The organism is Nonomuraea fastidiosa (genome assembly GCF_042751225.1).
Classification (GTDB): domain Bacteria; phylum Actinomycetota; class Actinomycetes; order Streptosporangiales; family Streptosporangiaceae; genus Nonomuraea; species Nonomuraea fastidiosa.
Map to the genome: position 1 here is coordinate 7,255,568 of NZ_CP170570.1, position 23,226 is coordinate 7,278,793.

Below are 23,226 nucleotides of genomic sequence, written 5' to 3' on the forward strand. Positions count from 1 at the left end.
CGCCCGGTCGCCGGCATCCAGGCAGCGCGGGATCAGCGCCCGCGATACACCTCAAACAGGGTGAACTATCCATACATACCGCATACGAAAACAATTTTCCACATGACTGACTTGTTAGAAAATTTCTTCCGAAATCCGCTTGACCTGGCCCGTTGACACTGGGAAAGCTGTGGCGGGAGTGCAAAGGTGAAAGGACCGCTCCCCCCATGGCCACCGTCCGCCCGTTCCAGCCCGGTGATGAGACCGCGCTGGTCGACGCCTGGAACCGCAGCATGCCCGCCGACCCGACGACGGCCGGCTGGTTCAAGGACTGCGTGCTGCTCGACCCCAACTTCGACCCCGAGGGCCTGCGTGTGGCCGTGGAGGATGACGAGGTGGTGGGCTGTGCGTACGCCGTCCGCCGCCTGATCCCATTAGCGCCGGGCACCGACCTGGAGCCGGACGTCGGCTGGATCCCGTTCTTCTTCGTCGTCCCCGAGCACCGGGGCGGCGGCCTGGGCCGGCGGCTGCTGCAGGAGGCGGTCGCGTTCCTGGAGGGCCTCGGCCGCACGAAGATCGAATTCTCCTCCTACACCCCCTTCTACGTGCTGCCGGGCGCGGACGCCGAGCTCTACCCCGCCGGATACCGGCTCCTCGGACAGCTCGGCTTCACAACCCTCTACTCGCCGGTCGCCATGGACCGCACGCTCGTCGGCTACCAGGCGCCGCCCGAGGTACGCGAGCTGCGCGAGCAGCGTGAGCGCGAGGGGTACGACTTCCGCAGCCCCACCGTGGGCGAGCTGCCCGAGCTGATCAGGTTCGCCGCCGGCGCCTTCAACCCCGACTGGGGCGAGGCCATCCGCGGGCACCGGAACCCCGAGCGCATCGTGATCGCCAAGAAGGACGGCCGCATCGCCGGCTTCGCCCTGTACGCCGCCTACCGCGGCATCCCCGAGCGCTTCGGCCCGTTCGGCGTCGACCCCGAGCTGCGCGGCACCGGCCTCGGCAAGATCCTCCTCCACCTCACCATGACCAGGATGCGCGCGGAGGGACTCCACTCCTCCTGGTTCCTCTGGACCGGCGCCACCAGCCCCGCCGGCCACCTCTACACCAAGGCCGGCTACGAGATCACCAGAAAGTTCCACGTGATGAGGCGATCCGCATGACACACGTTCTCGCCATCGGGGCCCACGCGGGCGACATGGACCTGACCGCGGGCGCGGTGCTCGCCCAGCACGTGCTGCGCGGCGACCGCGCGACGCTGCTGCACCTGACGCTCGGCGAGCGCGGCCACCCCCGCATGCCGGTCTCCGACTACGCCAAGCAGAAGCGCGAGGAGGCTGAGACGTTCGCCGAGCGGATCGGCGCGGGCGTGCGCTTCCTCGACTACGAGGACGGCCTGCTGCCCGAGGACGACGAGACCAAGATGCGCGTCGGCGACATGATCAGGGAGCTGCGCCCCGACGTGATCATCACGCACTGGAGCGCCTCGATCCACAAGGACCACGCCCGCACCCACCGCATCGTCGAGGACGCCCGCTTCTACGGCGGGCTGAAGACCCTGGAGCGCGAGCACCCGGCCTACTGGGCGAGCGAGCTCTACTACGCCGACAACTGGGAGGACGCCGAAGGCTTCGCGCCCGACACGTTCGTCGAGATCGAGGAGGAGGCGTACGAGATCTGGTCGCAGGCCATCACCGGCTACGCCTACGCCAGGGGCGAGACCTACGGCTTCCCCTACGTCGACTACTACCGCGCGCTGACGATCGTGCGCGGCGCCCCCGCCGGGTTCAAGCGGGCCCAGGCGTTCGCCGCCCCCAAGGGCTCGCGGCAGCTGCGCACCAAGTACTTCGGGAAGGGAGCCTCCGCATGAGACGACCGGTGAGCCGGATCGCGGCGATGGCGGCCACGCTGGCACTGGCACTGGCGGGCTGCTCCGGCGGCGGGGGCGGCGGTGGCGCCGCCAAGAGCGGGGACGCGCCGCCGCTGGTGGTGCACGCCGTGGACGCGGGCACCTTCCAGGAGGACTTCAACCCGTACCACCTCGAAGGCGTGAACTTCGGCACCAGCGGGATGATCCACGAGACCCTCATGTTCTTCAACAAGCTCAAGCCGGGCGAGATCACGCCCTGGCTCGCGCTGGAGCACAAGTGGTCCGACAAGGGCAAGTCGGTGACGTTCACGCTACGGCAGAACGTCAAGTGGTCCGACGGCAAGCCGTTCACCGCCGACGACGTCGCCTTCACCTTCGACATGCTGAAGAAGCACCCGCAGCTCAACAAGAGCGCGCTGGAGATCGAGGGGACCGAGGTGCTCGCGCCCGACAAGGTGCGCATCGACTTCGCCGCCACCTCCTACGCCAAGCTGTACGACATCGCCGGCAACTCGCCCATCGTGCCCAAGCACATCTGGGAGAAGGAGAAGGACCCGGCGACCTTCACCAACCCCAAGCCGGTCGGCACGGGGCCGTACACGCTGTCGAAGTTCTCCGCCCAGCTCTACGAGCTGGTCAAGAACCCGTCCTACTGGCAGCCCGGCAAGCCCGAGGTGCCGGTCGTGCGCTTCCCCGCGTACACGGCCAACGCGCTGCAGACGGCGCTGCAGCAGGGCGAGGTTGACTGGGCGGGCGCGTTCGTGCCCGACATCGACAAGATCTACGTGCAGGGCAAGCCGGAGCAGAACAAGTACTTCTTCCCGCCCGAGGGCCTGGTGACGCTGCTGCCGAACCTGACCCACCCGGTGCTGGGCAAGCCCGAGGTGCGCCAGGCCATCAGCCTCGCCATCGACCGGGAGAAGATTGTCCGGATCGCCGAGCGCGACTACACCAAGGTCGCCCACCCGAGCGGCGTGACGATGCCGGGCGGCGAGGCGTACGTGCCGGAGGAGTACCGCGACGCCGCCTACAAGGTGGACATCGAGAAGGCCAAGGAGCTGCTCAAGGGCATCGACCCGGCGCAGCTCACGTTCGAGCTGCTGGTGCCGTCGCCGTACACCGACTGGGTGAACGCCGCGCAGCTCATCCGCGAGGACCTCGCCAAGGTCGGCATCACCGTCGAGACCAGGGGAGTGGCCTTCCAGGACTGGGTCTCCAAGGTCGGCAAGGGCGACTACGACCTGTCGATCAGGGGCACCCCGGCCGGCCCGACGCCGTACTTCCAGCTCCGCAGCCTGCTCTACGGCAAGCTCGCCAAGCCCGTCGGCGAGTCCTCCACCGGCAACTACGAGCGGTGGAAGGACGAGGAGACCGACAAGCTGATCGCCGAGTACGCCGCCACCGAGGACCTGGCCGAGCAGCAGAAGGCCACCCAGGGCCTGGCCAAGATCATGATCGAGAAGCTGCCCGCGCTGCCGCTGTTCTACAGCCCGTCCTGGGCGCAGTTCCGCACCAACAAGTACGTCGGCTGGCCCTCCGAGCAGGACCCGTACGCCATGCCGTCCCCCTACACCTCGCCTGACGCGGCGATGGTGCTGCTGCGACTGAAGCCGGCGGGCACGTGAGGTTCCTGGCCAGGCGGCTCGGCTTCTACCTCCTGACGGCCTGGGCCGCCATCACGCTGAACTTCCTGATCCCCCGGCTCATGCCGGGGGATCCGGTCGAGCTGCTGGTCGCCCGCATGAAGGGCAACGTCGAGCCGGCCGCCATCGACGCGATGCGCAAGGCGTTCGGCATCAGCGACGCGAGCCTGTGGCAGCAGTACGTGGACTACCTGGTCAACCTCTCCCACGGAGAGCTGGGCCGGTCGATCACCTTCTACCCGACCGAGGTCTCCACGGTGATCGCCGACAGCCTGCCGTGGACGATCGGGCTCGTCGGCGTCGCCACGCTGATCAGCTACCTCATCGGCACCGCGCTCGGCGTCATCATGGCGTGGAAGCGCGGCACCTGGCTGGACGGCGTGCTGCCGGCCGCCACGTTCATGCACGCGGTGCCCTACTTCTGGGTGGCGCTCGCGCTGGTCTTCGTCTTCGGCGTGACCCTGCAGTGGTTCCCGGTCAGCCGCGCGTACGGGCTGGACGTGACGCCCGGCTTCAACGCCGAGTTCGTGCAGAGCGTGCTCTACCACGCCGCCCTCCCGGCGATCACCATCGTCGTCGCCTCCATGGCCGACCGCATCCTCGGCATGCGCAACGTCATGGTGACCACGCTCGGCGAGGACTACGTGGTGATGGCCGAGGCCAAGGGCCTGACCTCGCGCCGGGTCATGTGGGCCTACGCCGCCCGCAACGCCATCCTGCCCAACATCACCAGCTTCGCGCTGTCGCTCGGTTTCGTGGTGGGCGGCTCGGTGCTCACCGAGATCGTCTTCTCCTACCCGGGCATCGGCTCGATGCTGCTCAAGGGCGTGGAGAACGAGGACTTCCCGCTCATGCAGGGCATCTTCCTCGTCATCTCGCTCGCGGTGCTCGTCGCGAACTTCCTGGCCGACCTGGCGTACGTGGTGCTCGACCCCCGGACCAGGCAGGAGTCGGAATGAAGATCAAGATCGGGGCCGGGATCCTCGCCTTCTTCGCGCTGGTGGCGATCTTCGGCCCGCTGTTCATCGGCGCCGATCCCGCCGCCACCAGCGACGCCGGGCTGCAGCCCCCGTCGGCCGAGCACTGGCTCGGCACCACCCAGACCGGTCAGGACGTGCTCGTCCAGCTCGTCTACGGCGCCCGCGTCTCGCTCGGCGTCGGCGTGCTGTCGGCGGTCATCGCGACCGTGCTCGCGGTCGCGGTCGGCCTGGTCGGCGGATACATCGGCGGCGCCGTGGACGAGGTGCTGTCGGTGCTCACCAACATCTTCCTCGTGCTGCCCGCGCTGCCGCTCATCATCGTGCTGGCCGGCTACCTGCCGCAGCGCGGCGTCACCTCGGTCGCCGTGGTGATCGCGGTGACCGGCTGGGCGTGGGGCGCGCGCGTGCTGCGCGCCCAGACCCTGTCGGTACGCCGCCGCGACTTCGTCCAGGCCGCCAGGGCGAGCGGCGAGGGGCCGCTGCGGATCGTCTTCTTCGAGATCCTGCCGGTCCTGCTGCCCGTCATCGCCACCAGCTTCCTGGCCACCGTCGTCTCGGCGATCCTGGCCGAGGCCGGGCTGTCGTTCCTGGGCCTGGCCGACCTGTCCACGGTGAGCTGGGGCAGCATGCTGTACTTCGCGCAGAACGGGCAGGCGCTGCTCATCGGCGCCTGGTGGTGGTTCATCCCGCCCGGCCTGTGCATCGCGCTCATCGGCACCGGCCTGGCCCTGGTGAACTTCGGCATCGACGAGATCGCCAACCCGCGGCTGCGCACGATCAAGGTCCCCAGGAAGGCACGCGCATCATGAACGTCCTGGAAGTCCGCGACCTCAGCGTGGACTACCTGTCCGGCTCCGGAGCCGTGCACGCGGTCTCCGGCGTCTCGCTCGACCTGCGCCGCGGCGAGATCCTCGGCCTGGCCGGCGAGAGCGGCAGCGGCAAGTCCACCATGGCCAACGCGGTGGCCAGGCTGCTGCGCCCGCCCGCCACCGTCACCTCCGGCACGGTCACCTACCGCCGCCAGGACGGCACCGCCGTGGACGTGCTCTCGCTCGGCAAGAACGAGCTGCGCGCCTTCCGCTGGAAGGAGCTGGCCGTCGTCTTCCAGAGCGCCATGAACTCCCTCAACCCGGTCAGCACCGTGGGCGCCCAGATCGACGACGTGCTGCGCATCCACGCGCCGGGCATGTCCCGCGCCGAGCGCACCGAGCGGGCGGTGGAGCTGCTGCAGCGCGTCGGCATCAGCGCCGACCGCCGCCGCTCCTACCCGCACGAGCTGTCCGGCGGCATGCGCCAGCGCGCCGCCATCGCCATCGCGCTGGCGCTCAACCCCGAGATCATCATCATGGACGAGCCGACGACCGCGCTCGACGTGGTGGTGCAGCGCGACATCCTCGCCGAGATCAGGGCGCTGCGCGAGGAGTACGGCTTCGCGGTCGTCTTCATCACCCACGACCTGTCGCTGCTCATGGAGATCTCCGACAGGATCGCCATCATGTACGCGGGCCGGGTCGTGGAGACCGGGACGGCCAAGGCGCTGCACCGGGCGCCGCGCCACCCGTACACGCTGGGCCTGCTGCGCTCCTTCCCCCGTCTGCGCGGCCCGCGCGAGGAGCTGCTCGGCATCCCCGGCACCCCGCCCGACCTGCGCACCCTGCCGCCCGGCTGCGCCTTCCACCCCAGATGCGCCAAGGCGATGGAGGAGTGCTCGCAGACCCTCCCGGTGCTGCGGTCCGAGGCGGACGGCGAGGTCGCGTGCCTGCTCAACGACGGGAGGGGGCTGTCATGAACACCGCCATGAACGACGTCGTCCTCGAGGGACGCAACCTGACCAAGCACTTCACCGCCGCCCGCGGCCCGCGCGGCCGCTTCGGCAAGCGCCCGCCGGTGCGGGCGGTCGAGGACGTCTCGATCGCGCTGCGCGCCGGCACGGTGACGGCGCTGGTCGGCGAGAGCGGCTGCGGCAAGAGCACGGTCGCCCGGCTGCTCGCCCAGGTCTATCCGGCCACCTCCGGCGAGGTGCTGCTCAACGGCGAGCCGGTACGCGCGCACCGCGGCCCCGCGTTCAAGGAGTACCGGCGGCAGGTCCAGCTCATCTTCCAGGACCCGTTCGCGTCGCTGAACCCCTTCCACCGGGTCCGCTACCACCTGGCCAGGCCGCTGCGGCTGCACGGCCACGCCCGCACCGACGCCGAGGAGCGCGAGCAGGTCGCCGAGCTGCTCGAACGCGTCAGCCTCACCCCGGTCGAGCAGTTCATGGACAAGATGCCGCACGAGCTGTCCGGCGGCCAGCGGCAGCGGGTGGCGATCGCGAGGGCGCTCGCCGTCCGGCCCGTCGCGCTGATCGCCGACGAGCCGGTGTCCATGCTGGACGTGTCCATCAGGCTCGGCGTGCTGCGCCTGCTGGAGGGGCTGGCCAGGGACAACGGGCTGGCGCTGCTCTACATCACGCACGACATCGCCAGCGCCCGCTACTTCGCCGAGGACATCACGGTCATGTACGCGGGCCGGCTGATCGAGAGCGGGCCCAGCGAGGAGCTCACGCAGTCGCCGCGCCACCCGTACACGCAGCTGCTGCTGGAGTCGGCGCCGGACCCCGACCGGGTGGCGCCGCCTGCGGGCGAGCGGCACGGCGAGCCGCCCAGCCTCATCGCACCGCCGAGCGGCTGCCGGTTCCACCCGCGCTGCCCGGTGGCGCTGCCGGTGTGCTCGGCCGAGGTGCCGGGGCGCACGGAGCTGGGGGACGGGCACTGGACGCACTGCTGGCAGGCGGAGGCGGCCGTCACCCGCTGAGTCGTGCCGGCCGGCGGGCTCCCCTGACACAGGGGCCGGTGCTTGGTAGAACAGGCAAATGCCGAAAAGGCGGCACCCCTCACCCCGACAAGGAGCAGCCCGTGGCCGACGACTCCCCGCTCAGCCGGATCGACACCAGCCGGCCCAGCCAGGCGAGAGCGTGGAACTACTGGTTAGGAGGCAAGCACTACTACCCCGTGGACAAAGAGTTCGCGGACATGCTCGAAAAGCACTACCCCGGCATGCAGGAGATCGCGCTGCACACCCGGGCCTTTCTGCGCCGGGCGGTCCGCCACCTCGCCGAGAACGAGGGTATCCGCCAGTTCCTCGACATCGGCACCGGCCTGCCCACCGAGGACAACACCCACGAGGTGGCCCAGCGCGTCGACCCGTCCAGCCGCATCGTCTACGTCGACAACGACCCGGTGGTGCTGCTGCACGCCCGCGCCCTGCTGACCAGCCACCCCGATGGGAGCTGTGACTACCTGGACGCCGACGTGCGCGACCCCGACGACATCCTCACCCGCGCGGCCCGCACCCTCGACTTCAGCCTGGCCGCGGTGATGATGCTGGGCGTCCTCGGCACCGTACGCGACGACGACGAGGCCTACGCGCTGATCCGGCGCTACATGGACGCGCTGCCGTCCGGCAGCTACCTGATGATCGAGGACGGCACCAAGACGGTCAAGCCGGAGGCGGCGGCCGAAGCCGAGCAGCTTCGCGACGAGGGCCACGTCTACAGCTACGAGCTGCGCACCCCCGCCAGGATCGAGCGGTTCTTCGACGGCCTGGAGCTGATCGAGCCGGGTGTCGTGTCGGTCTCGCAGTGGCGTTCCGAGGCGGAGGCGGTCACCGGATCGCCCGACCCGGTGGACGCGTACTGCGGCGTCGCCCGCAAACCCTGAGCGCTGCTCAGCTTGACGGTGTGGCCGCCAGGTCGCGCAGCAGGCCGGCGGTCTCGTCCGGCGGCAGCGCGGCCAGCCCCAGCTCGTCCATCAGGGCGTGGTGCGGCAGCACATCGGCGCTCTTGGTGACGTACTGTGCGGTGGTGAGCTGCTCGATGTAGACGACGTCGGGCAGCTGCTGCTGCGGGAAGCGCAGGATCGTCACCGGGCCGATGCCGCCGGCGATCTCGCTGGAGGTGAACGGCAGCACCTGGATGGTGACGTGGGGCAGCTCGCTCATGCGCGCCAGGTGCTCCCACTGGGCGCGCATGGTGGCCTCGTCGGCGACGCGGCGGTGCAGCGCGGCCTCGTCCAGCACCACCCACAGCTTCGCCGGATCGTCCCCGGTGAGCACGCTCTGGCGGCGCATCCGCACGGCCACCCGCTGCTCCAGCACGCTGCCCGTGGCGCCTTGGGCGATGACCGCCCGCGCGTACGCCTCGGTCTGCAGCAGGCCAGGCACGAGCTGCACCTCGAAGGCGCGGATGAGGTAGGCGTCCTGCTCGAGGCCGAGATAGGGCTCGAACCAGTCGGGGATCGCCTCGCGGTACTCCTGCCACCAGCTCGGCGCGTTGGCCTGCTCCACCAAGGCGAGCAGGCTGGCCCGCGCGCCCTCGTCGGTGACGCCGTACAGGGTGAGCAGGTCGGCGACGTCGCGCACCTTGAAACTCGTGCGGCCGGCCTCCATCCGGCTGATCTTCGAGGTCGAGCCTCGGAGGAGGAACGCGGCCTCCTCACGGCTGACCCCGCGCGCCTCCCGCAGCCGCCGCAACTGGGCCCCGACGAGGGCGCGCAGCGTCGTGGGCGCGGACCAGAGCCCGGTGCCGTCAGTGACGTCGCTCAGGTCGCTCATGTCGGCAGCCGGCATCAATGCTCCCTCGGTGTCAGGCCCTCGCCCACTCCAGCATCGCCCCCATATTGGCACGAACCAACGGCCGCACGATCGGCGATCCGCCGAAGGAGAACGCGCGGGTGCGGCCTGTGCCGGTGGCGATCATATGTGATGTCCGTGGTGCCACGACGTATTCGCCCTTCGCGTTTTTCTCCGGCGGTCCGTGCCTCTTTGGCGGCTTTTGGGGAGTTTTCGTGGTACCGGGTCTGAGCAGGTCTCGATCGCATATCGAACGGCGGGCGGGGAAGGGCTTCCGCTTCCTGGCGCCGCTTTTTTGAGAGTGGCGCCCGATAAGCTCCGCTCCCGTGTTATCAGCTGATTTATGGCGCTATATCAGGATCGGATTGGTAAGTCTGGTCCTGCTGGGCGCGATCGCGGGCCTCATACTCGGCGACGACGTGCTCTGGGTGGCCGTCGAATGGTCGCCACCGCCGTACATCGGGTTCTTCCACCGCAGCCCTTACGGCCTCGCCGTCGTCACGGCGCTGCTCGCCGCCGCTCCGGTGAAGGCCGCCGCCCTGTGGATCATCCTGCGTCCCCCGGAGCCGGGGCCGCTCAGCGGGCGGGAACGGGCGCTGCGCCTGCTGCTCTATCTGGCGGTGGCGGACGGTCTCGTGCTGTGGGCGCCGATCTCGTGGATCTCCGACGCGGCAGGCGCGGCCTTCCAGCTCGCGCTATGGGCCGCGATCGACACGCTGCTGCTGCTCGTCATCCGCTGGCGGTCCCGGGTGCTGCGGGCCGTGGCGGGGGTGATGTTCGCGTGCGAGCTGGCCTTGGCGGTGGTGGACCTGCTCGGCTCGCTCGGCCTCACGGATGCCGGATACGGCACCGTCTACACGGTGGGCTCCATCGTGGCCGCCCTGGCGACGACCGCCCTCACCGTCGCCGGGCAGTGGCGCGACGGCCGGTGGAGCCGCGGCACGTTGGGCGCGGGCTGGCTGTCGACGGTCTCCGTCGCGTCGGCGTACCCGGTCTTCTTCGTGGGCGGCTCGGACTTCGAGGGCCCGCTGGTGTGGATCGTGGTCACCGACGTCATACGGCTCACCGGCGCGCTCTATCTCGCGGCGACCGCCAGGGAGATGCCCGTCGCGCCCGTCCCGTCGGCGTCCGGGCGCCGGTCGCGCGGGCGGGCGTACCGGGCCGCCGTGGCAGCCCTGGCCCTCCTGCCGATCGCCGTGCTGGTCCAGCCGGAGGAGCACGCGCGCCGCACCTTCACCGGCGCGGCGGAGGACTGCTACGACCGGCCGGAGTCCGGCGACCTGGACCCGGCGCGGCGCGAGGCCGTGTTCCTGTGCCTGGCGCGCGAGGGCAGCCAGGGGACGCCGCCCATGTTCCCGGACAGCATGCCGGACCAGGCGATCCTCGCGTACGGGCGGGCGCTGTGCCGTACGCAGGACCCCGCGAAGCAGCAGGCGCTGCTGAGGGAGGCGGGAAGCCCGCGGGCGGAGTGGGGCGCCGATCCGTGGGACCTCGTCTACGTCTGCCCGGAGATCGTCGGCAAGACCCACCCCGATCTGCTGAGGTCGAGCGAGGAGCGGAAGCAGGCGGAGATCGACTACGTCGCCGAGCACAACGCGACGTGCCGCGACCCGTGGCCCAGGACGAAGGGCGTCGTCCAGGCCACCGCCTACTACTTCCTGTTCGTCGACGGCGACCCCGGCTACCTCGTCTACGACCCCGCAGATGAGCAAGGGGAGGGGGAGGACCGGACGATGGACGAGCTTTACCAGAAGGGCAACAAGACGGGGCTCGGGGTGACCCCCACCGCGGTCCTCGTCGGGCACGTCGCCGACGTCACCGGCCTCTGCCTCACGGTCAAAGCCTTCCGCAAGGCGCCGCCGCCCCGTACGGGCGGGTGGGACACCGTGCACGAGGTGCCGATCACGACCCGCGGCGGGCGGCTCACCGTCCCGGAGATGGACGGGGGAGAGGTGGGCGCGGGCGCGCCGATGCCGAACCTCGCGATCAACGGCAAGGGCCGCTACCGGCTCCGCGTGTACGTCCGGGTGACGCGCGGGGGAGAAGAGGAGCACCTGGTCGTGGTGTACCCCGGTTCTTCGAGGAAACGGCTCGACCTGAAGTCGTTGTACGGACGCCGCAACTCACGAGCTCAGGGACAAGATTGATCCGATGGGAACCATCGCCCCTGCTCCTCCCATCACATCTACGGAAGGAGCGAGGAACCGGCCACCCGGTTCCCGCGCGTAGCATCGACAGCGCAGGGGAGGTCACCGAGACGAGGTGAAAGCAACGGGCCGCGACCACGCCCACCACGGCGGCACGACCGCCGGCGGCGCGGCGCGCCCGATCGATCCCTTCCACGGCCGGGGGAGTGGCCACCCCCCGGCGCCGTCGCCCGCGCAGGCGTACGGTCGTCCGGCATTTTCCGAGCGTCCCGAGTCCGAGCACACCGTGAACGTGCCCGGTGCACCCTCCGACGACGGAGGTTCCGCGTTCGACCCGGACCTCTGACCGCGCGCGGCCGGGGGAGCGCGACCCGTTCCGCCGCCGCGTCCACCACGACGACGAGGAAGACAAATCACATGCATCCTGAGGCGTTAACCCAACGCGCGCGCCGCCACGGATGGAAGGTGGCGTCCGCCGAGGGTCCAGTGATCGCCGTTGAGCGCCACCATTGGCGCATGAGGGTCACCTTCACCGGGAAGGCCCCTCAGACGGCCAGCATCACCGGCCCCGACCTCGAGGAGAGCCGGCCCGTCAATCTCCGTCTGATCAACTCGTTGCTACGGGCGAGCCCGGCGGAGTTCGCCGAGCACGCCCACGAGGCGATCATCGGCGAAGGCCAGAACGGCAGTCAGGCACGCACGTGACCGAACCGTCAGGAGGGTGGCCGGGGCCGCTCGGCCCCAGGCCCCGTCCCCTGCGACGACCCGCCGGGAGCCGTCGCGGCGCAGTGAGCGATGCCCGGCGATCGACGACCAGAGCAAGCCCCTCGGCGTGAGTGCCGAGACCGAGATATCCGAGACCGCGCTCATCCGGCGCGGGACTCCGCCGGTGCGGCCCCCGCACCCACCCCCATCCCGCTCCGCGCGTGAGGTGCGGCGTCCGCCCGGCCCCACGGACCGAGCTCGGGCCGGGCGGACGTCGCCGGCATGGGGGATGCGTCAGGCGCCGCGGGCGGCGTCGTAGCGGGCGATACGTCGTTCCAGTCGATGAGGTCCCACAGCTTCTCGACGTCGTCCGGGCGGACGTTGCGGTACTGCAGGTGGCAGGCGTGCTCCCGGGCGTCGAAGACGAGCGGCGGGGTGGTGTTCATGCCGACGTTGCCGTGGTGGTCGTAGACCTGCTCGACCACCAGACGACGGCCGACCGGCTCCCAGGCCTGGCACGCCCCAGCCCGAGCCCTGCACGGTCTTCTCCAGCCCGACCAGCCCGCCGAACTCGCCTTCTCACGAGCCTCCGCCGGCCGCTCCAACGTGTCGTTGGCGCCCTCGGCACAGGCGGCGTGATGCACCTAGGGGTGGAGCGCCGCAGGCGGCGGTGACATGCGGGCCTGCGCCGGTGAGGCGCGGCCCGCGGGCGAGGGCTACGGCCTGGTCGGAGGCGGGTTCTCCGCGCTGTGGAGGTCCGGAGGGAGGGGGTGGGCTTCGGGGTGCAGGGCTCGGGCGCACAGCGTGAGCGTCTCGGCGAGCCTCCTGCGGTCCGCGGCGTCGACGTCGGCGAGCATGACGGCCTCGATGCCGTCGAGCGAGCGGTCGCAGCGCTGCAGCTTCCGCAGCCCTTCAGCAGTGAGACGGGTACGCAGGGCGCGCCCGCCGTCGGGATGAGGTTCGCGGGCGATCAGGCCGCGCTTTTCGAGATCGCGGATGACGAGGTTCATCGCCTGCGGGGTGACGAAGGCGATGCGGGCGAGGTCGGCCGACGAGGGCGCGTCGCGCAGGCGTAACTCGCTGAGCGCCATGTACTCGGTGGTCGTGATGCCGTGCCGGGCGAGCGCTTCGTCGAGGCAGGCGCGGATGCGGCGTTCCAGCCGGAACACCAGATAGCTCACGTGGGGCGGCGGTGCGTGCGGCGCGGCGGCCGCGGGGACAGCCGGATCGGTCACCAGCCGACCATATCGTGCCCGGGCGCCGATGTAAGTTTCCTGAACATGTATCAAGGACCTTGATGTCAAGGTACTTGATAACCAGCGGAAACGGCCTTTCTCCGAATGATCGCGTGAACGCGCCTGCCGGGCGTCCATTGACGACGTGCCGCGGCGCTTTTATTTTCCAGCAACCCGGATCCACACGCTGAGACGGAGAAAGGGATCGCGAAATGACACGATTAACCACAGTGCTGGCCCACGCCTGCGCCGCGGCGCTCTTCGCCGTCATGACCGTGGTGGCCGGCTCACCGGCCGCCGCCGCGACCCTGGTCGAGGTGACGAACTTCGGCAGCAACCCGGGCAACATGCGGATGCACGTCTACGTACCGGACTCGCGCCCCGCCTCGCCCGCGATCGTGGTCGCCATGCACGGCTGCGGCGGCTCCGGCCCCGGCTTCCACCAGAGCAGCGAGTTCGCGTCCCTGGCCGACCGGTACGGCTTCATCGTCATCTACCCGACCGCCACCCAGTCGGCCGGGTTCGGCAACTGCTTCGACACCTGGTCGGACGCGGCCAAACGGCGCGGTGGCGGCAGCGATCCCGTCTCGCTCCTGTCCATGATCGACTACGTCGAGCGGACCTACGGGGGCGACCCTGACCGGGTCTACGCGACCGGCAGCTCGTCCGGCGGCATGATGACCCAGCACATGCTCGCCGTCTACCCGGACGTGTTCAAGGCGGGCGCGTCCTTCATGGGCGTGCCGTTCGACTGCTTCGCCGGCGCCTCCGACTACCCGCCGGGCAGCAGCAGGTGCACCGGCGGCAGCATGGACCGCACACCCCAGCAGTGGGGCGACGCGGTACGCCAGGCGTACCCCGGCTATTCCGGCGCCCGCCCGCGCGTGCAGCTCTGGCACGGCACCGCCGACACCCTGGTGCCGTACTCGCTGCTGCGCGAGTCGATCGAGCAGTGGACCGACGTGTTCGGGCTGAGCCAGACGCCGACCTCCACCGACAGCCCGCAGGCCGGCTGGAACCGCAGCCGCTACGCCGATGCGTCCGGCACCGTGCTGGTGGAGGCGTACAGCATCCAGGGCGCGGGCCACGCGCTCCCGCAGTCGGGCATGGCCCGCTACGCCGTCGAGTTCTTCGGCCTGACCACCCAATCGAACGACACCACGCCGCCCACGGCCCCATCCGGGCTCACCGCCTCGGGCACCACCGCGACCGGCACCACCTTGACGTGGACCGCCGCCACGGACGACACCGGCGTGACCGGCTACGACATCCTGCGCGCACCGGGCGCGTCGGGCGGGACCTTCGCCCAGGTCGGCACCTCGGCCACGACCTCGTACGCCGACACGGGCCTGACCCCGAACACGACCTACCGCTACCAGGTCCGGGCGCGCGACGCCGCCGGCAACGTCTCGCCGGTCTCCGACACCGTCCAGATCACCACCCAGGAAGGGGGTCCGAGCGACGGCACCTGCTCGGCCGTCCCGACCGTGCAGTCCGAGTGGGGGAACGGCTACGTCATCCAGCCGCTCACCGTCACCAACACCGGCACCTCGACGATCACCGGCTGGACCGTCACCTTCACCCTGCCCGCCGGGCACACCCTGACCGGTTCATGGAACGCCGACGTCACCACCAGCGGCCAGACCGTCACGGTCAGGAACGTCGGCCACAACGGCACGCTCGCGCCGGGAGCCGCGACGACCAGCGTCGGCTTCCAGGTCAGCAGGCCGAACGGCGACAGCGCCCTGCCGTCCGGCTACACCTGCGCATGACCGCCCAGGGTCACGGCCCCTTGACGCCGGGGCCGTGACCCTGGGACACCCGCCTAGACCGTCACAGCCGCGCCCTCGAGCACCCGCATGAAGGCCCGCGACCATTCCGGCAGGTCAGGCCAGCCGCGGCAGGACACCATGGAGCCGTCCACCACGTCGGGCGCGTCGACGAACGTCGCGCCCGCCAGCTCCATGTCCGTCTTCAGCGGCGGGAACGCCGCCGTCCTGCGCCCGCGCAGCAGCCCGAACGCCGCCGGCACCTGCGGGCCGTGGCAGATCGTGCCCACCGGCAGGCCGCGCTCGAAGAAGTGGCGCACGATCGGTCCGACGTGGGGATCGGTGCGGATGTACTCCGGCGCACGCCCACCCGGGATCACCAGCGCCTGGAACTCCTCCGGACGCACGTCGCCGAACGCGAGATCCACCTGCAGCTGGTGGCCGGGCTTTTCGGTGTAGGCGTCCCACCCGGGTTCGAAGTCGTGCACGACCAGCTTCAGCGCGCGGGTGGTGGGGGCGGCCACGACCGCCTCGTGTCCTCCCTCGCGGAGCCGGAAGACGGGGTACATGGTGTCGAGCTCTTCCGCCGCATCACCGGCCAGAACAAGCACACGTGCCATGGCTCACTCCTTGCTCTCCCTTCGGTTGAGCGTAGTCCGCCTGCGCCGGAAAGGGCAGACCTCGGCCTGGTGCTCCGATGCGATCGACACCGTCGGCCGTCCTCCAGGTGAGGCGGTGGCTTCCGCTCTGGTTCTCTGACGGGAACGCGTCATGAGATGCGGGACCAGCGCTGGTTGGCCGCACCCGTGCACGTCCAGATCTGCAGCCGGCTGCCGTTCGCGGTGGCGTTGCCCGCCACGTCCAGGCATTTGCCCGCGCCCACCGCCGTGATGGTGCCGTCGTCGTTGAAGCGCCACTTCTGGTTGTCCTGGCCGTTGCAGTCCCAGATGATGACCGCGGTGCCATCGGCGGTGCCGGCCTGCTCGACGTCCAGGCACTTGCCGCCGTAGACGCGCAGCTCGCCGTCGGCGGTCACGGTCCACTGCTGGTTGGCCTGCTGGTGGCAGTCCCAGATGATCACGGGGGTGCCGTTGGCCTGGGAGGCTTCGGTCACGTCGAGGCAGCGGCCCGAGCCCGCCCCTTGAATGCGGACGGGCGGCGGGGCCGGGGTGCCGCCGCTGACGCGGAACACGGCGGTGCCGTGCGCCGGCACCGTCGCCGAAATGGTGCCGGTCGTCGTGGTGACGGCGTTCGTCCAGGCGTCGCGCAGCGTGAACGGGCCGCCGGTGAGGCCGATGGCGGCGGCCGTGGTGCTGATCGTGGTGGTGCTGCCGCCCTGGTTGAACAGCGCGACCGCGACGTCGCCGTTGCTCAGCCGCTTGGCCAGCACGCGGCGCGTTCCGTCGAAGCCGACCTGAACGGCCTGCAGGCCGAGCGGGTCCTGGTTGATCGCGATCAGGTTCGCGTTCTTCAGGATCGTCGAGGTGGCGGAGTCCATGTTGCGGATGTCGTTCCCGGCGATCAGCGGGGCGGCCATGATCGCCCACAGCGCGAAGTGGCTGCGCATCTCGGTGTCGTTCATGCCGCCGCGGCCGACGACCATCATGTCCGGGTCGTTGAACTGTCCCGGCCGGGCGTTACCCGCGAGCGGCACGTTCACGTCCACGATGTTCTTGATGCCCATCGGGTAGCCGTTGGTCTGCCCCGTGTCCCAGGCGTTCGTGATGTCCTCGGTCGTGCGCCAGATGTTGGCGACGTCGCCCCAGTCACGCTGCGGCCCGGTCTTCTCGTGGATGCTGTTGGGGTTGATGCTGTAGAGGATCGGCCGGCCGGTCGCGGCCAGCGCGTCGCGCATCTTCGCGAACGTGCGCACCTGGTCGTCGATGGTGCCGGTGGGGGAGCACCAGTCGTACTTGAGGTAGTCGACGCCCCAGGCGGCGAACTGCCGGGCGTCCTGCTCCTCGTGGCCGAGGCTGCCGGTCGCGCCCGGATAGCTGCCGAAGTACTGTGCGCAGGTCCGGTCGAGCGGCGCCTGGTACAGGCCGAACTTCAGGCCCCTGGCGTGCAGGTAGTCGCCGAGCGCCTTCATGCCGCTGGGGAACCTGGACGGGTTGGCCTGCAGGTTGCCCGCCGAGTCGCGCTCGGGCGCGAACCAGCAGTCGTCGACCACCACGTACTCGTAGCCCAGGTCGCGCATGCCGGAGCTGACGAGCGCGTCGGCCGTCTGCTTGATCAGCGTCTCGTTGATGTTGCAGCCGAAGGTGTTCCAGGTGTTCCAGCCCATCGGCGGGGTGCGGCCCACGCCGTTCTCCAGCGCCTGCGCGGGCGGGCCGGTCACGATGGCGCCCGCCGTCATGGTGAGCAGCATGGTCAGGGCGAGAGAGATGCGCGTTCGTTTCCTGGTCATCGAAGTCTCTCCTCAACGGGGGGTACGGGGGCTCGTCCGGCGGTTCACTGGGACGTGAAACGCCACCAGTCGACGTTCAGCAGGTAGCCGCTGCCGCCGGTGAAGCGGAGGTAGAGGTCGTGCGTGCCGGTCGCGCCGGACACCGGGCAGCTGACCGAGGTCCAGCTCTGCCAGCCGCCGGTGCCGGTGACGGTGCAGGTGCCCACGAGGGTGCCCGTGGGGCCGTCGAGCCGCAGCTCGATCCGGCCGCCGTCGGTGGCCGAGGCCACGCGGGCGGTGAAGGAGGACGCGCCGCCGCCGAACGCGACGCCCTTGACCTTGAGGTAGTCGCCGTTCTCGATATAGCCGACGTTCATGCCGCCCTCGCTGGACGGCTCCGTCTCGACGCCCTGGGCCCACGCGGTCGTCTCGGCCTCCTGGCGGACGTACGGGTCGAGCGTGCCGATCTGCGGCGGCCCCGCGGTGGTCATGGTGATCGTGGGGAACGTGCCGTCCGCGTTGTAGCTGAACTTCTCGACGGCCACTGACCTGGTGAAACCACCTCCGCCCGGGAGCGCGCCGTTGTGGTAGAAGAAGTACGAGCCGCCCCGGTAATCGATGACGCCCGGATGGTTGGTGAAGCTGCTGCCCTGGGTGGGCATGATCGTGCCGCGGTACGTCCACGGGCCGGTCGGGGTGGGCGCGGTCGAATAGCCGATGAACTCCGAGCAGCACTCGGCGGCGAAGACGATGTAGTACAGGCCGTTGCGCTTGTAGACCCAGGGGCCCTCCTCGTACAGGGTCGGGCGGTCGGGGTTGCCGGTACGCGTGCCGAACCCGGCGGTGGTGAGCGGGATCTGCGTCGGGGCGCCGGAGTAGGAGATCATGTCGGGATTAAGCCGGACGTACCAGAGGTTGGGGTTGCCCCAGTACAGGTAGGCCTGGCCGTCGTCGTCGATGAAGACGTTCGGGTCGATCTCGTTGTTGTTGACGAGCGGGCGCCCGAGGGCGTCATGGAACGGCCCTGTGGGGCTGTCGGAAACCCCGACACCGATGGCCATCGAGCCGGTGGCGCGGTGGCGTACCGGCACATACCAGTAGAAGCGGCCGTTGCGGTGGACGACGTGGCCCGCCCAGGCGTTGTCGTCGGCCCAGGCGAACGTCTCCAGGCTCATGGGCGAGCCGTGATCGGTCCAGTTGGCCATGTCCGTGGTGGAGTAGACGCGCCATTCGCGCATCGTGAACCACGTGGAGCCGTCCTCGTCGTGGCCGGTGTAGACGTAGAGGCGGCCGTCGTGGACGAGGGGCGCGGGGTCGGCCGTGTAGATGGTCTGCACGATCGGGTTGTCGGCGGCGGCCGCGGACGGGAACAGCACGCTGGGAAGCAGCAGGCCCATGGTGCACAGGACCGTGCGCAGGACGGATTTCACCGATGGTCTCCCTTGTGGCAGGTGCTGTTAGCGCTAACATCAAGCGGGTACGTGAAGCTCCTGTCGCGGAGTACAGCCGAGGGCCTGGGCGGAGTCAATGACGGGATCCGCCCGCCGGTGGGGGCGTCGCGGCGGGCACACCTTCTCGCCTGGCGTTTCGCGCCCGGGGAGATCACGATGCGGCGCCGGCGGGCTTGAAACTTTCAGGGCGGCGCGGCGTTGACGATAGAGATCCGATGTTAGTTGTCGTTCCTTCGCCGGGTGTTTCGGGCGCCGATTTTCCTGTCCGATGCGTGATCGGCCGGTTGACGGGCACCGTCATGCCGCTTTACCTTCCTCCAGGAAGTCAGCGCGCCCCCGTAAGCCCGCGACCCCCAAGGGGACGATCACAGAGATGTCCGATGTATCGCGAAGGCAAGTTCTGAAGTTCGGCGCTGTCGGTGCCGGTGCCGCGATGTTCCCGCTGTCCTGGACGGCCACCGCGAGGGCCGCCGTCGCGCCGCCTCCCGAGGTGCGCGCCGCCCACGACCTCGCCCTCTGGTACGACGAGAGCGCCGGCACCGACTGGCTGCGCGCCCTGCCGATCGGCAACGGCCGCCTCGGCGCCATGGTGTTCGGCAACACCGACACCGAGCGGCTGCAGCTCAACGAGGACACCGTCTGGGCGGGCGGCCCGTACGACCAGAGCAACCCCAGGGGCGCGCAGGAGCTGGACCGGATCCGGCAGCTCGTCTTCCAGGACAAGTGGAGCGAGGCCCAGGCCCTCATCGACCAGGCCATGCTCGGCGCCCCCGCCGGGCAGCTCGCCTACCAGACGGTCGGCGACCTGCGGCTCACCTTCCCCGGCGGCGCCGCCGTCGCGGAGTACCACCGCTACCTCGACCTCACCACCGCGATCACGGGCGTGTCCTACCGGCGGAACGGCGTGCGCTACCGGCGCGAGGTGTTCGCCAGCGCCCCCGACCAGGTGATCGCCGTCCGCCTGACCGCCGACACACCCGGCTCGATCACGTTCTCCGCGACGTTCGCAAGCCCCCAGCGGACGACGCTGACCAGCCCCGACGCGACCACCGTGGGCCTCGACGGCGTCTCCGGCGACATGGAAGGGCTGAAGGGCTCCGTCAAGTTCCTCGCCCTGGCCCGCGCCGTCGCCGAGGGCGGCACCGTCAGCAGCTCGAACGGCACCCTCCAGGTGCGCGACGCCGACAGCGTGACGCTGCTGATCTCCATCGGCTCCAGCTACCGCGACTGGCGCGACGTCAGCGGCGACCACGAGGGCATCGCCCGCCGCCACCTCGACGCCGCCGCGGGCAGAGCGTACGACGACCTCAGAGGGCGGCACGTCGCCGACTACCGGCGGCTGTTCGGGCGCACCACCCTCGACCTCGGCCGCACCGCGGCCGCCGACCAGCCCACCGACGTGCGGATCGCGCAGCACGCGAGCACCGACGACCCGCAGTTCTCCGTGCTGCTGTTCCAGTTCGGCCGCTACCTGCTGATCTCCTCCTCCAGGCCCGGCACCCAACCGGCCAACCTGCAGGGCATCTGGAACGACTCGCTGAGCCCGGCGTGGGACTCCAAATACACGATCAACGCCAACCTGCCGATGAACTACTGGCCGGCCGACACCACGAACCTGCCGGAGTGCTTCGAGCCGGTCTTCAAGATGATCGACGAGCTGGCGGTCAGCGGCGCACGCACGGCCAAGGCGCAGTACGACGCCGGCGGTTGGGTGACCCACCACAACACCGACGCCTGGCGGGGCACGTCCGTCGTGGACGGCGCGTTCTGGGGCATGTGGCAGACCGGCGGCGCCTGGCTGGCCACCCTCATCTGGGACCACTACGCCTTCACCGGCGACCTCGGCTTCCTCCGCGAGCACTACCCGGCCATGAAGGGCGCCGCGCAGTTCTTCCTCGACACGCTCGTCGAGGAGCCGAACCTCGGCTACCTGGTCACCAATCCGTCCAACTCGCCGGAGCTGGCCCACCACCCCGACGCCAGCGTCTGCGCGGGGCCCACGATGGACAACCAGATCCTGCGCGACCTGTTCGACGGCTGCGCCAAGGCCGCCGACGCGCTCGGCGTCGACGCGGACTTCCGCGAGCAGGTCCTCGCCGCCCGCGACCGGCTCGCCCCCATGAAGATCGGCTCGCGCGGCAACATCCAGGAGTGGCTGTACGACTGGATCGAGCCCGAGACCAACCACCGGCACGTCTCCCACCTCTACGGCCTGCACCCCAGCAACCAGATCACCAAGCGCGGCACGCCCGAGCTGCACGACGCCGCCCGGCGCACCCTCGAACTGCGCGGCGACGACGGCACCGGCTGGTCGCTCGCCTGGAAGATCAACTACTGGGCGCGCCTGGAGGAGGGCGACCGGGCGCACGAGCTGCTCCGCCTCCTCGTCCGTACGGACCGGCTCGCGCCCAACATGTTCGACCTGCATCCCCCGTTCCAGATCGACGGCAACTTCGGCGCCACGTCCGGCATCGCCGAGATGCTGCTGCACAGCCACGCCGGCGAGCTGCACGTGCTGCCCGCTCTGCCGCCCGCCTGGCCGAACGGCGAGGTGCGCGGCCTGCGCGGGCGCGGCGGTCACACGGTGGACGCCACCTGGAGGTCCGGCGCGGCCACGGAGGTCCGCATCGCCTTCGACCGCACGGCGACGGTGAACGTCCGCAGCCGCGCGTTCACGGGCGAAGTCAAGGTGACCGACACCGGGACCGGCGACGCCGTGAAGGTCGAGCGCCCCGAGCCGGACGTCATCACCGTGTCAGGCCGCGCGGGCCGCACCTACCGCATCACCGTGACCGGCTGACCGTGTTGTCAGGGCTGCCCTGACGCCGTATGCTCTCGCGTACAGGTGTCAGGGCTAACCTGACAAACGTCTCCGCCGGAAGGGCGCACGCGCATGAGCTCCACTCCTCCGCCCCACTGCTCGTTCTGCGGGAAGGCGGCCGCCGAAGTCGGCAAGATCATCGCCGGGCCCGGCATCTACATCTGCGACCAATGCGTCGCGGCCTGCAACGACATCCTGGCCGCCGGCGCCGGGCCGTCCCAGCCGGAGATCCCCGAATGGGGGAGCATGTCCGACGAGGAGATCCTGCGCGCCCTGCCCAGGATCGACGCCGTCGGCACCCAGGTCGAGCTCGGCCTGCGCCGCAGGGTCGCCGACCTGCGCGCCCGGGGCGTGAGCTGGGCCAGGATCGGCGCGGCGCTCGGCATCACCCGCCAGTCGGCCTGGGAACGCTTCGCCGACGAGGAGAAGCGCTCCCACGCCGGCACCCCATGACCGCGCACTGCCGCGCGTACGCGTGACCGGCCGGGGCAGCGTCGCCAGTGCCCGCCACGGCAGGTGTAGGTGCGCCCGTTGGAGACGATCCCGATCGCGCCGGGAGAGCCGCAGAAGCCCCCGTCGCCCCCTTCCGCGACGACGCCGAATGCCTGCGCCGGCTGCGCTGCCCCGAACCTCCCGACCGGCGCCGCCGGAGAGCTCTTCGCCGCCGCCTACGGCCTGCCCTCCCTGGAGGGCCTGGTCGATGCGGTCATCGACGTGCAGCGCGACACCATCGAGCAGGTCGCCCGGCTCGCCGCCGCCCGCATCCAGCAGGCGCGGCGGCCGCTGCTCGAATGGGGCTCGACGCTCCTCGGCGACGCCGAGTTCGCCGCCGCCACCACCGCCCTGCGCCGCGTCCTCGACCGTGCGTGAGCGGTGAAGCTTGCATGTGCCCACCCCAGATGGATAGCGTCCAACCGGAATAAGCGTTCCAGTTCGTTGACGTGGGAGGGCGTTCCAGATGTCGACCCCCAAGGCGGCCCAGCAGCAGCCGCGCCGGGCGGATGCGATACGCAACCGGAACCTCGCCTTGGAAGCGGCCAAGACACTGCTCGTCCGGCCCGGCGCGACGCTCACCGTGGAGACCATCGCCCGCCAGGCCGGGCTGGGGGCCGCGACGGTCGTACGGGCCTTCGGCACCAAGGACGCGCTCATCGACGCGGCCACCGCCGACCTGCTCGAACCGCTCGTCCAGCGCGCCCGCGAGGCACTGACCGAGGACGACCCGGGCGCGGCGCTGCGCGCGTTCCTGCTCGAACTGATCGACTTCCAGGCCGCCCACCGGGTCATGAGCGGGCAGCTCGAGGGCCTGCAGCTCCCCTTGACCGCCACGCTGCGCACCGAGCTCCGCGACGCCCTGCACGCCATGCTCGCGCGGGCGCGCGACGCCGGCGCGATCAGGACCGACATCCACCCCGCCGTCACCACCGTGCTGCTGGGCGAGGCGACCTACGCCATCGCCCGCTCCAGCGAGAGCTCCCCGGAGCTCGCCGCCGGCTTCGTCACGGTCATGATGGACGGCCTGCGCCCGCAACCTGGTAGCGGCGCGCAGGAGCCTGAAGCGCGACCGACGGTGTGACGGCGGCGGCCACGCCCTCCGTCCGCTGCGAGCCGCCCGGTGGCCGCCGGTGA

General features: G+C 70.5%; 20 protein-coding genes and 1 pseudogene. 15 read left to right on the forward strand and 6 right to left on the reverse strand.

Going from position 1 to position 23,226, the window contains the following annotated elements; genetic code table 11:
• Positions 1-206 precede the first annotated feature (206 nt).
• The 8 genes from ACFMQL_RS33220 to ACFMQL_RS33255 all read left to right on the forward strand — a co-directional run bounded on the left by ACFMQL_RS33220 (position 207) and on the right by ACFMQL_RS33255 (position 8,173).
• On the forward strand, positions 207-1,145 hold the full coding sequence (locus ACFMQL_RS33220; protein WP_378788717.1) for a GNAT family N-acetyltransferase: 939 nt from the start codon (positions 207-209) through the stop codon (positions 1,143-1,145).
• A complete protein-coding gene (locus ACFMQL_RS33225) occupies positions 1,142-1,852 on the forward strand; it encodes a PIG-L family deacetylase (protein WP_364051865.1) in 711 nt (236 codons plus the stop codon). The genes ACFMQL_RS33220 and ACFMQL_RS33225 overlap by 4 nt, the downstream gene beginning before the upstream one ends.
• A complete protein-coding gene (locus ACFMQL_RS33230) occupies positions 1,849-3,477 on the forward strand; it encodes an ABC transporter substrate-binding protein (RefSeq protein WP_378788719.1) in 1,629 nt (542 codons plus the stop codon). Before ACFMQL_RS33225 ends, ACFMQL_RS33230 begins: the two co-directional genes overlap by 4 nt.
• Complete coding sequence (locus ACFMQL_RS33235; RefSeq protein WP_364051859.1) at positions 3,474-4,454, forward strand: ABC transporter permease; 981 nt, start codon at positions 3,474-3,476, stop codon at positions 4,452-4,454. Before ACFMQL_RS33230 ends, ACFMQL_RS33235 begins: the two co-directional genes overlap by 4 nt.
• Positions 4,451-5,284 (forward strand): ABC transporter permease, encoded by an 834-nt coding sequence (locus ACFMQL_RS33240; protein WP_364051856.1) that lies wholly within the window; start codon positions 4,451-4,453, stop codon positions 5,282-5,284. Before ACFMQL_RS33235 ends, ACFMQL_RS33240 begins: the two co-directional genes overlap by 4 nt.
• Positions 5,281-6,264, forward strand: a complete 984-nt coding sequence (locus ACFMQL_RS33245; RefSeq protein WP_364051853.1) for an ABC transporter ATP-binding protein — start codon at positions 5,281-5,283, stop codon at positions 6,262-6,264. The genes ACFMQL_RS33240 and ACFMQL_RS33245 overlap by 4 nt, the downstream gene beginning before the upstream one ends.
• Complete coding sequence (locus ACFMQL_RS33250; RefSeq protein WP_364051850.1) at positions 6,261-7,268, forward strand: ABC transporter ATP-binding protein; 1,008 nt, start codon at positions 6,261-6,263, stop codon at positions 7,266-7,268. Before ACFMQL_RS33245 ends, ACFMQL_RS33250 begins: the two co-directional genes overlap by 4 nt.
• A 101-nt stretch (positions 7,269-7,369) precedes the next feature.
• Entirely contained in the window at positions 7,370-8,173 is an 804-nt protein-coding gene (locus tag ACFMQL_RS33255) for an SAM-dependent methyltransferase (RefSeq protein ID WP_378788720.1), read from the forward strand.
• A gap of 7 nt (positions 8,174-8,180) precedes the next feature.
• On the opposite strand, the gene ACFMQL_RS33260 is transcribed toward ACFMQL_RS33255, so the two are convergent.
• The gene (locus ACFMQL_RS33260; RefSeq protein WP_364051844.1) at positions 8,181-9,080 is read right to left on the reverse strand and encodes a helix-turn-helix transcriptional regulator; all 900 of its coding nucleotides are present in this window, start codon (positions 9,078-9,080) and stop codon (positions 8,181-8,183) included.
• Positions 9,081-9,448: 368 nt separating this feature from the next.
• On the opposite strand from ACFMQL_RS33260, the gene ACFMQL_RS33265 reads away from it, so the two are divergent.
• Both ACFMQL_RS33265 and ACFMQL_RS33270 read left to right on the forward strand, forming a co-directional pair.
• Entirely contained in the window at positions 9,449-11,230 is a 1,782-nt protein-coding gene (locus tag ACFMQL_RS33265; RefSeq protein ID WP_364051841.1) for a hypothetical protein, read from the forward strand.
• Positions 11,231-11,746: 516 nt separating this feature from the next.
• On the forward strand, positions 11,747-11,935 hold the full coding sequence (locus tag ACFMQL_RS33270) for a hypothetical protein (RefSeq protein WP_364057579.1): 189 nt from the start codon (positions 11,747-11,749) through the stop codon (positions 11,933-11,935).
• A gap of 161 nt (positions 11,936-12,096) precedes the next feature.
• Here the strand turns inward: ACFMQL_RS33270 and ACFMQL_RS33275 are convergent, their stop codons facing one another.
• On the reverse strand, positions 12,097-12,420 hold the full coding sequence (locus ACFMQL_RS33275; protein ID WP_378788722.1) for a Fe-Mn family superoxide dismutase: 324 nt from the start codon (positions 12,418-12,420) through the stop codon (positions 12,097-12,099).
• A 231-nt stretch (positions 12,421-12,651) separates the two neighbouring features.
• Positions 12,652-13,170, reverse strand: a complete 519-nt coding sequence (locus ACFMQL_RS33280) for a MarR family transcriptional regulator (RefSeq protein ID WP_364051838.1) — start codon at positions 13,168-13,170, stop codon at positions 12,652-12,654.
• Positions 13,171-13,382: 212 nt separating this feature from the next.
• Between ACFMQL_RS33280 and ACFMQL_RS33285 the strand changes: the two genes are divergently transcribed.
• Positions 13,383-14,942, forward strand: coding sequence for a PHB depolymerase family esterase (locus tag ACFMQL_RS33285; protein ID WP_378788724.1), 1,560 nt, complete (start codon positions 13,383-13,385; stop codon positions 14,940-14,942).
• Positions 14,943-14,995: 53 nt separating this feature from the next.
• On the opposite strand, the gene ACFMQL_RS33290 is transcribed toward ACFMQL_RS33285, so the two are convergent.
• From ACFMQL_RS33290 to ACFMQL_RS33300, 3 genes are all read right to left on the reverse strand, one after another.
• Positions 14,996-15,559: a DJ-1/PfpI family protein gene (locus tag ACFMQL_RS33290; RefSeq protein WP_364051832.1), complete on the reverse strand. Its 564-nt coding sequence runs from the start codon at positions 15,557-15,559 to the stop codon at positions 14,996-14,998.
• Positions 15,560-15,708: 149 nt separating this feature from the next.
• Positions 15,709-17,346 carry a lectin gene (locus ACFMQL_RS33295; protein ID WP_364051829.1) on the reverse strand — a complete coding sequence of 546 codons (1,638 nt, stop codon included), beginning with the start codon at positions 17,344-17,346 and terminating at the stop codon, positions 15,709-15,711.
• Between the two features lie 44 nt (positions 17,347-17,390).
• Positions 17,391-18,755: a glycoside hydrolase family 43 protein gene (locus tag ACFMQL_RS33300; RefSeq protein ID WP_364051826.1), complete on the reverse strand. Its 1,365-nt coding sequence runs from the start codon at positions 18,753-18,755 to the stop codon at positions 17,391-17,393.
• A gap of 394 nt (positions 18,756-19,149) precedes the next feature.
• Between ACFMQL_RS33300 and ACFMQL_RS33305 the strand changes: the two genes are divergently transcribed.
• The 4 genes and pseudogenes from ACFMQL_RS33305 (at position 19,150) to ACFMQL_RS33320 (ending at position 23,173) form a co-directional block, all read left to right on the forward strand.
• Positions 19,150-21,576 carry a glycoside hydrolase family 95 protein gene (locus ACFMQL_RS33305; protein ID WP_364051823.1) on the forward strand — a complete coding sequence of 809 codons (2,427 nt, stop codon included), beginning with the start codon at positions 19,150-19,152 and terminating at the stop codon, positions 21,574-21,576.
• 93 nt (positions 21,577-21,669) lie between these two features.
• Positions 21,670-21,795, forward strand: a pseudogene (locus ACFMQL_RS33310) (ClpX C4-type zinc finger protein); the annotation flags it as partial.
• A gap of 333 nt (positions 21,796-22,128) precedes the next feature.
• Positions 22,129-22,467 (forward strand): hypothetical protein, encoded by a 339-nt coding sequence (locus ACFMQL_RS33315; RefSeq protein WP_364051820.1) that lies wholly within the window; start codon positions 22,129-22,131, stop codon positions 22,465-22,467.
• 88 nt (positions 22,468-22,555) lie between these two features.
• Positions 22,556-23,173 carry a TetR/AcrR family transcriptional regulator gene (locus ACFMQL_RS33320; RefSeq protein ID WP_364051817.1) on the forward strand — a complete coding sequence of 206 codons (618 nt, stop codon included), beginning with the start codon at positions 22,556-22,558 and terminating at the stop codon, positions 23,171-23,173.
• Positions 23,174-23,226: the final 53 nt, after the last annotated feature.

Excerpts from the sequence above, each read along its gene's own strand:
- ACFMQL_RS33250 (WP_364051850.1), top strand. The coding sequence starts at position 6,261 with ATGAACACCGCCATGAACGACGTCGTCCTCGAGGGACGCAACCTGACC.
- ACFMQL_RS33285 (WP_378788724.1), top strand. The coding sequence starts at position 13,383 with ATGACACGATTAACCACAGTGCTGGCCCACGCCTGCGCCGCGGCGCTC.
- ACFMQL_RS33270 (WP_364057579.1), top strand. The coding sequence starts at position 11,747 with ATGAGGGTCACCTTCACCGGGAAGGCCCCTCAGACGGCCAGCATCACC.
- ACFMQL_RS33230 (WP_378788719.1), top strand. The coding sequence starts at position 1,849 with ATGAGACGACCGGTGAGCCGGATCGCGGCGATGGCGGCCACGCTGGCA.
- ACFMQL_RS33260 (WP_364051844.1), bottom strand. The coding sequence starts at position 9,080 with ATGCCGGCTGCCGACATGAGCGACCTGAGCGACGTCACTGACGGCACC.
- ACFMQL_RS33320 (WP_364051817.1), top strand. The coding sequence starts at position 22,556 with ATGTCGACCCCCAAGGCGGCCCAGCAGCAGCCGCGCCGGGCGGATGCG.
- ACFMQL_RS33225 (WP_364051865.1), top strand. The coding sequence starts at position 1,142 with ATGACACACGTTCTCGCCATCGGGGCCCACGCGGGCGACATGGACCTG.
- ACFMQL_RS33220 (WP_378788717.1), top strand. The coding sequence starts at position 207 with ATGGCCACCGTCCGCCCGTTCCAGCCCGGTGATGAGACCGCGCTGGTC.
- ACFMQL_RS33295 (WP_364051829.1), bottom strand. The coding sequence starts at position 17,346 with ATGACCAGGAAACGAACGCGCATCTCTCTCGCCCTGACCATGCTGCTC.
- ACFMQL_RS33245 (WP_364051853.1), top strand. The coding sequence starts at position 5,281 with ATGAACGTCCTGGAAGTCCGCGACCTCAGCGTGGACTACCTGTCCGGC.
- ACFMQL_RS33290 (WP_364051832.1), bottom strand. The coding sequence starts at position 15,559 with ATGGCACGTGTGCTTGTTCTGGCCGGTGATGCGGCGGAAGAGCTCGAC.
- ACFMQL_RS33305 (WP_364051823.1), top strand. The coding sequence starts at position 19,150 with ATGTCCGATGTATCGCGAAGGCAAGTTCTGAAGTTCGGCGCTGTCGGT.
- ACFMQL_RS33240 (WP_364051856.1), top strand. The coding sequence starts at position 4,451 with ATGAAGATCAAGATCGGGGCCGGGATCCTCGCCTTCTTCGCGCTGGTG.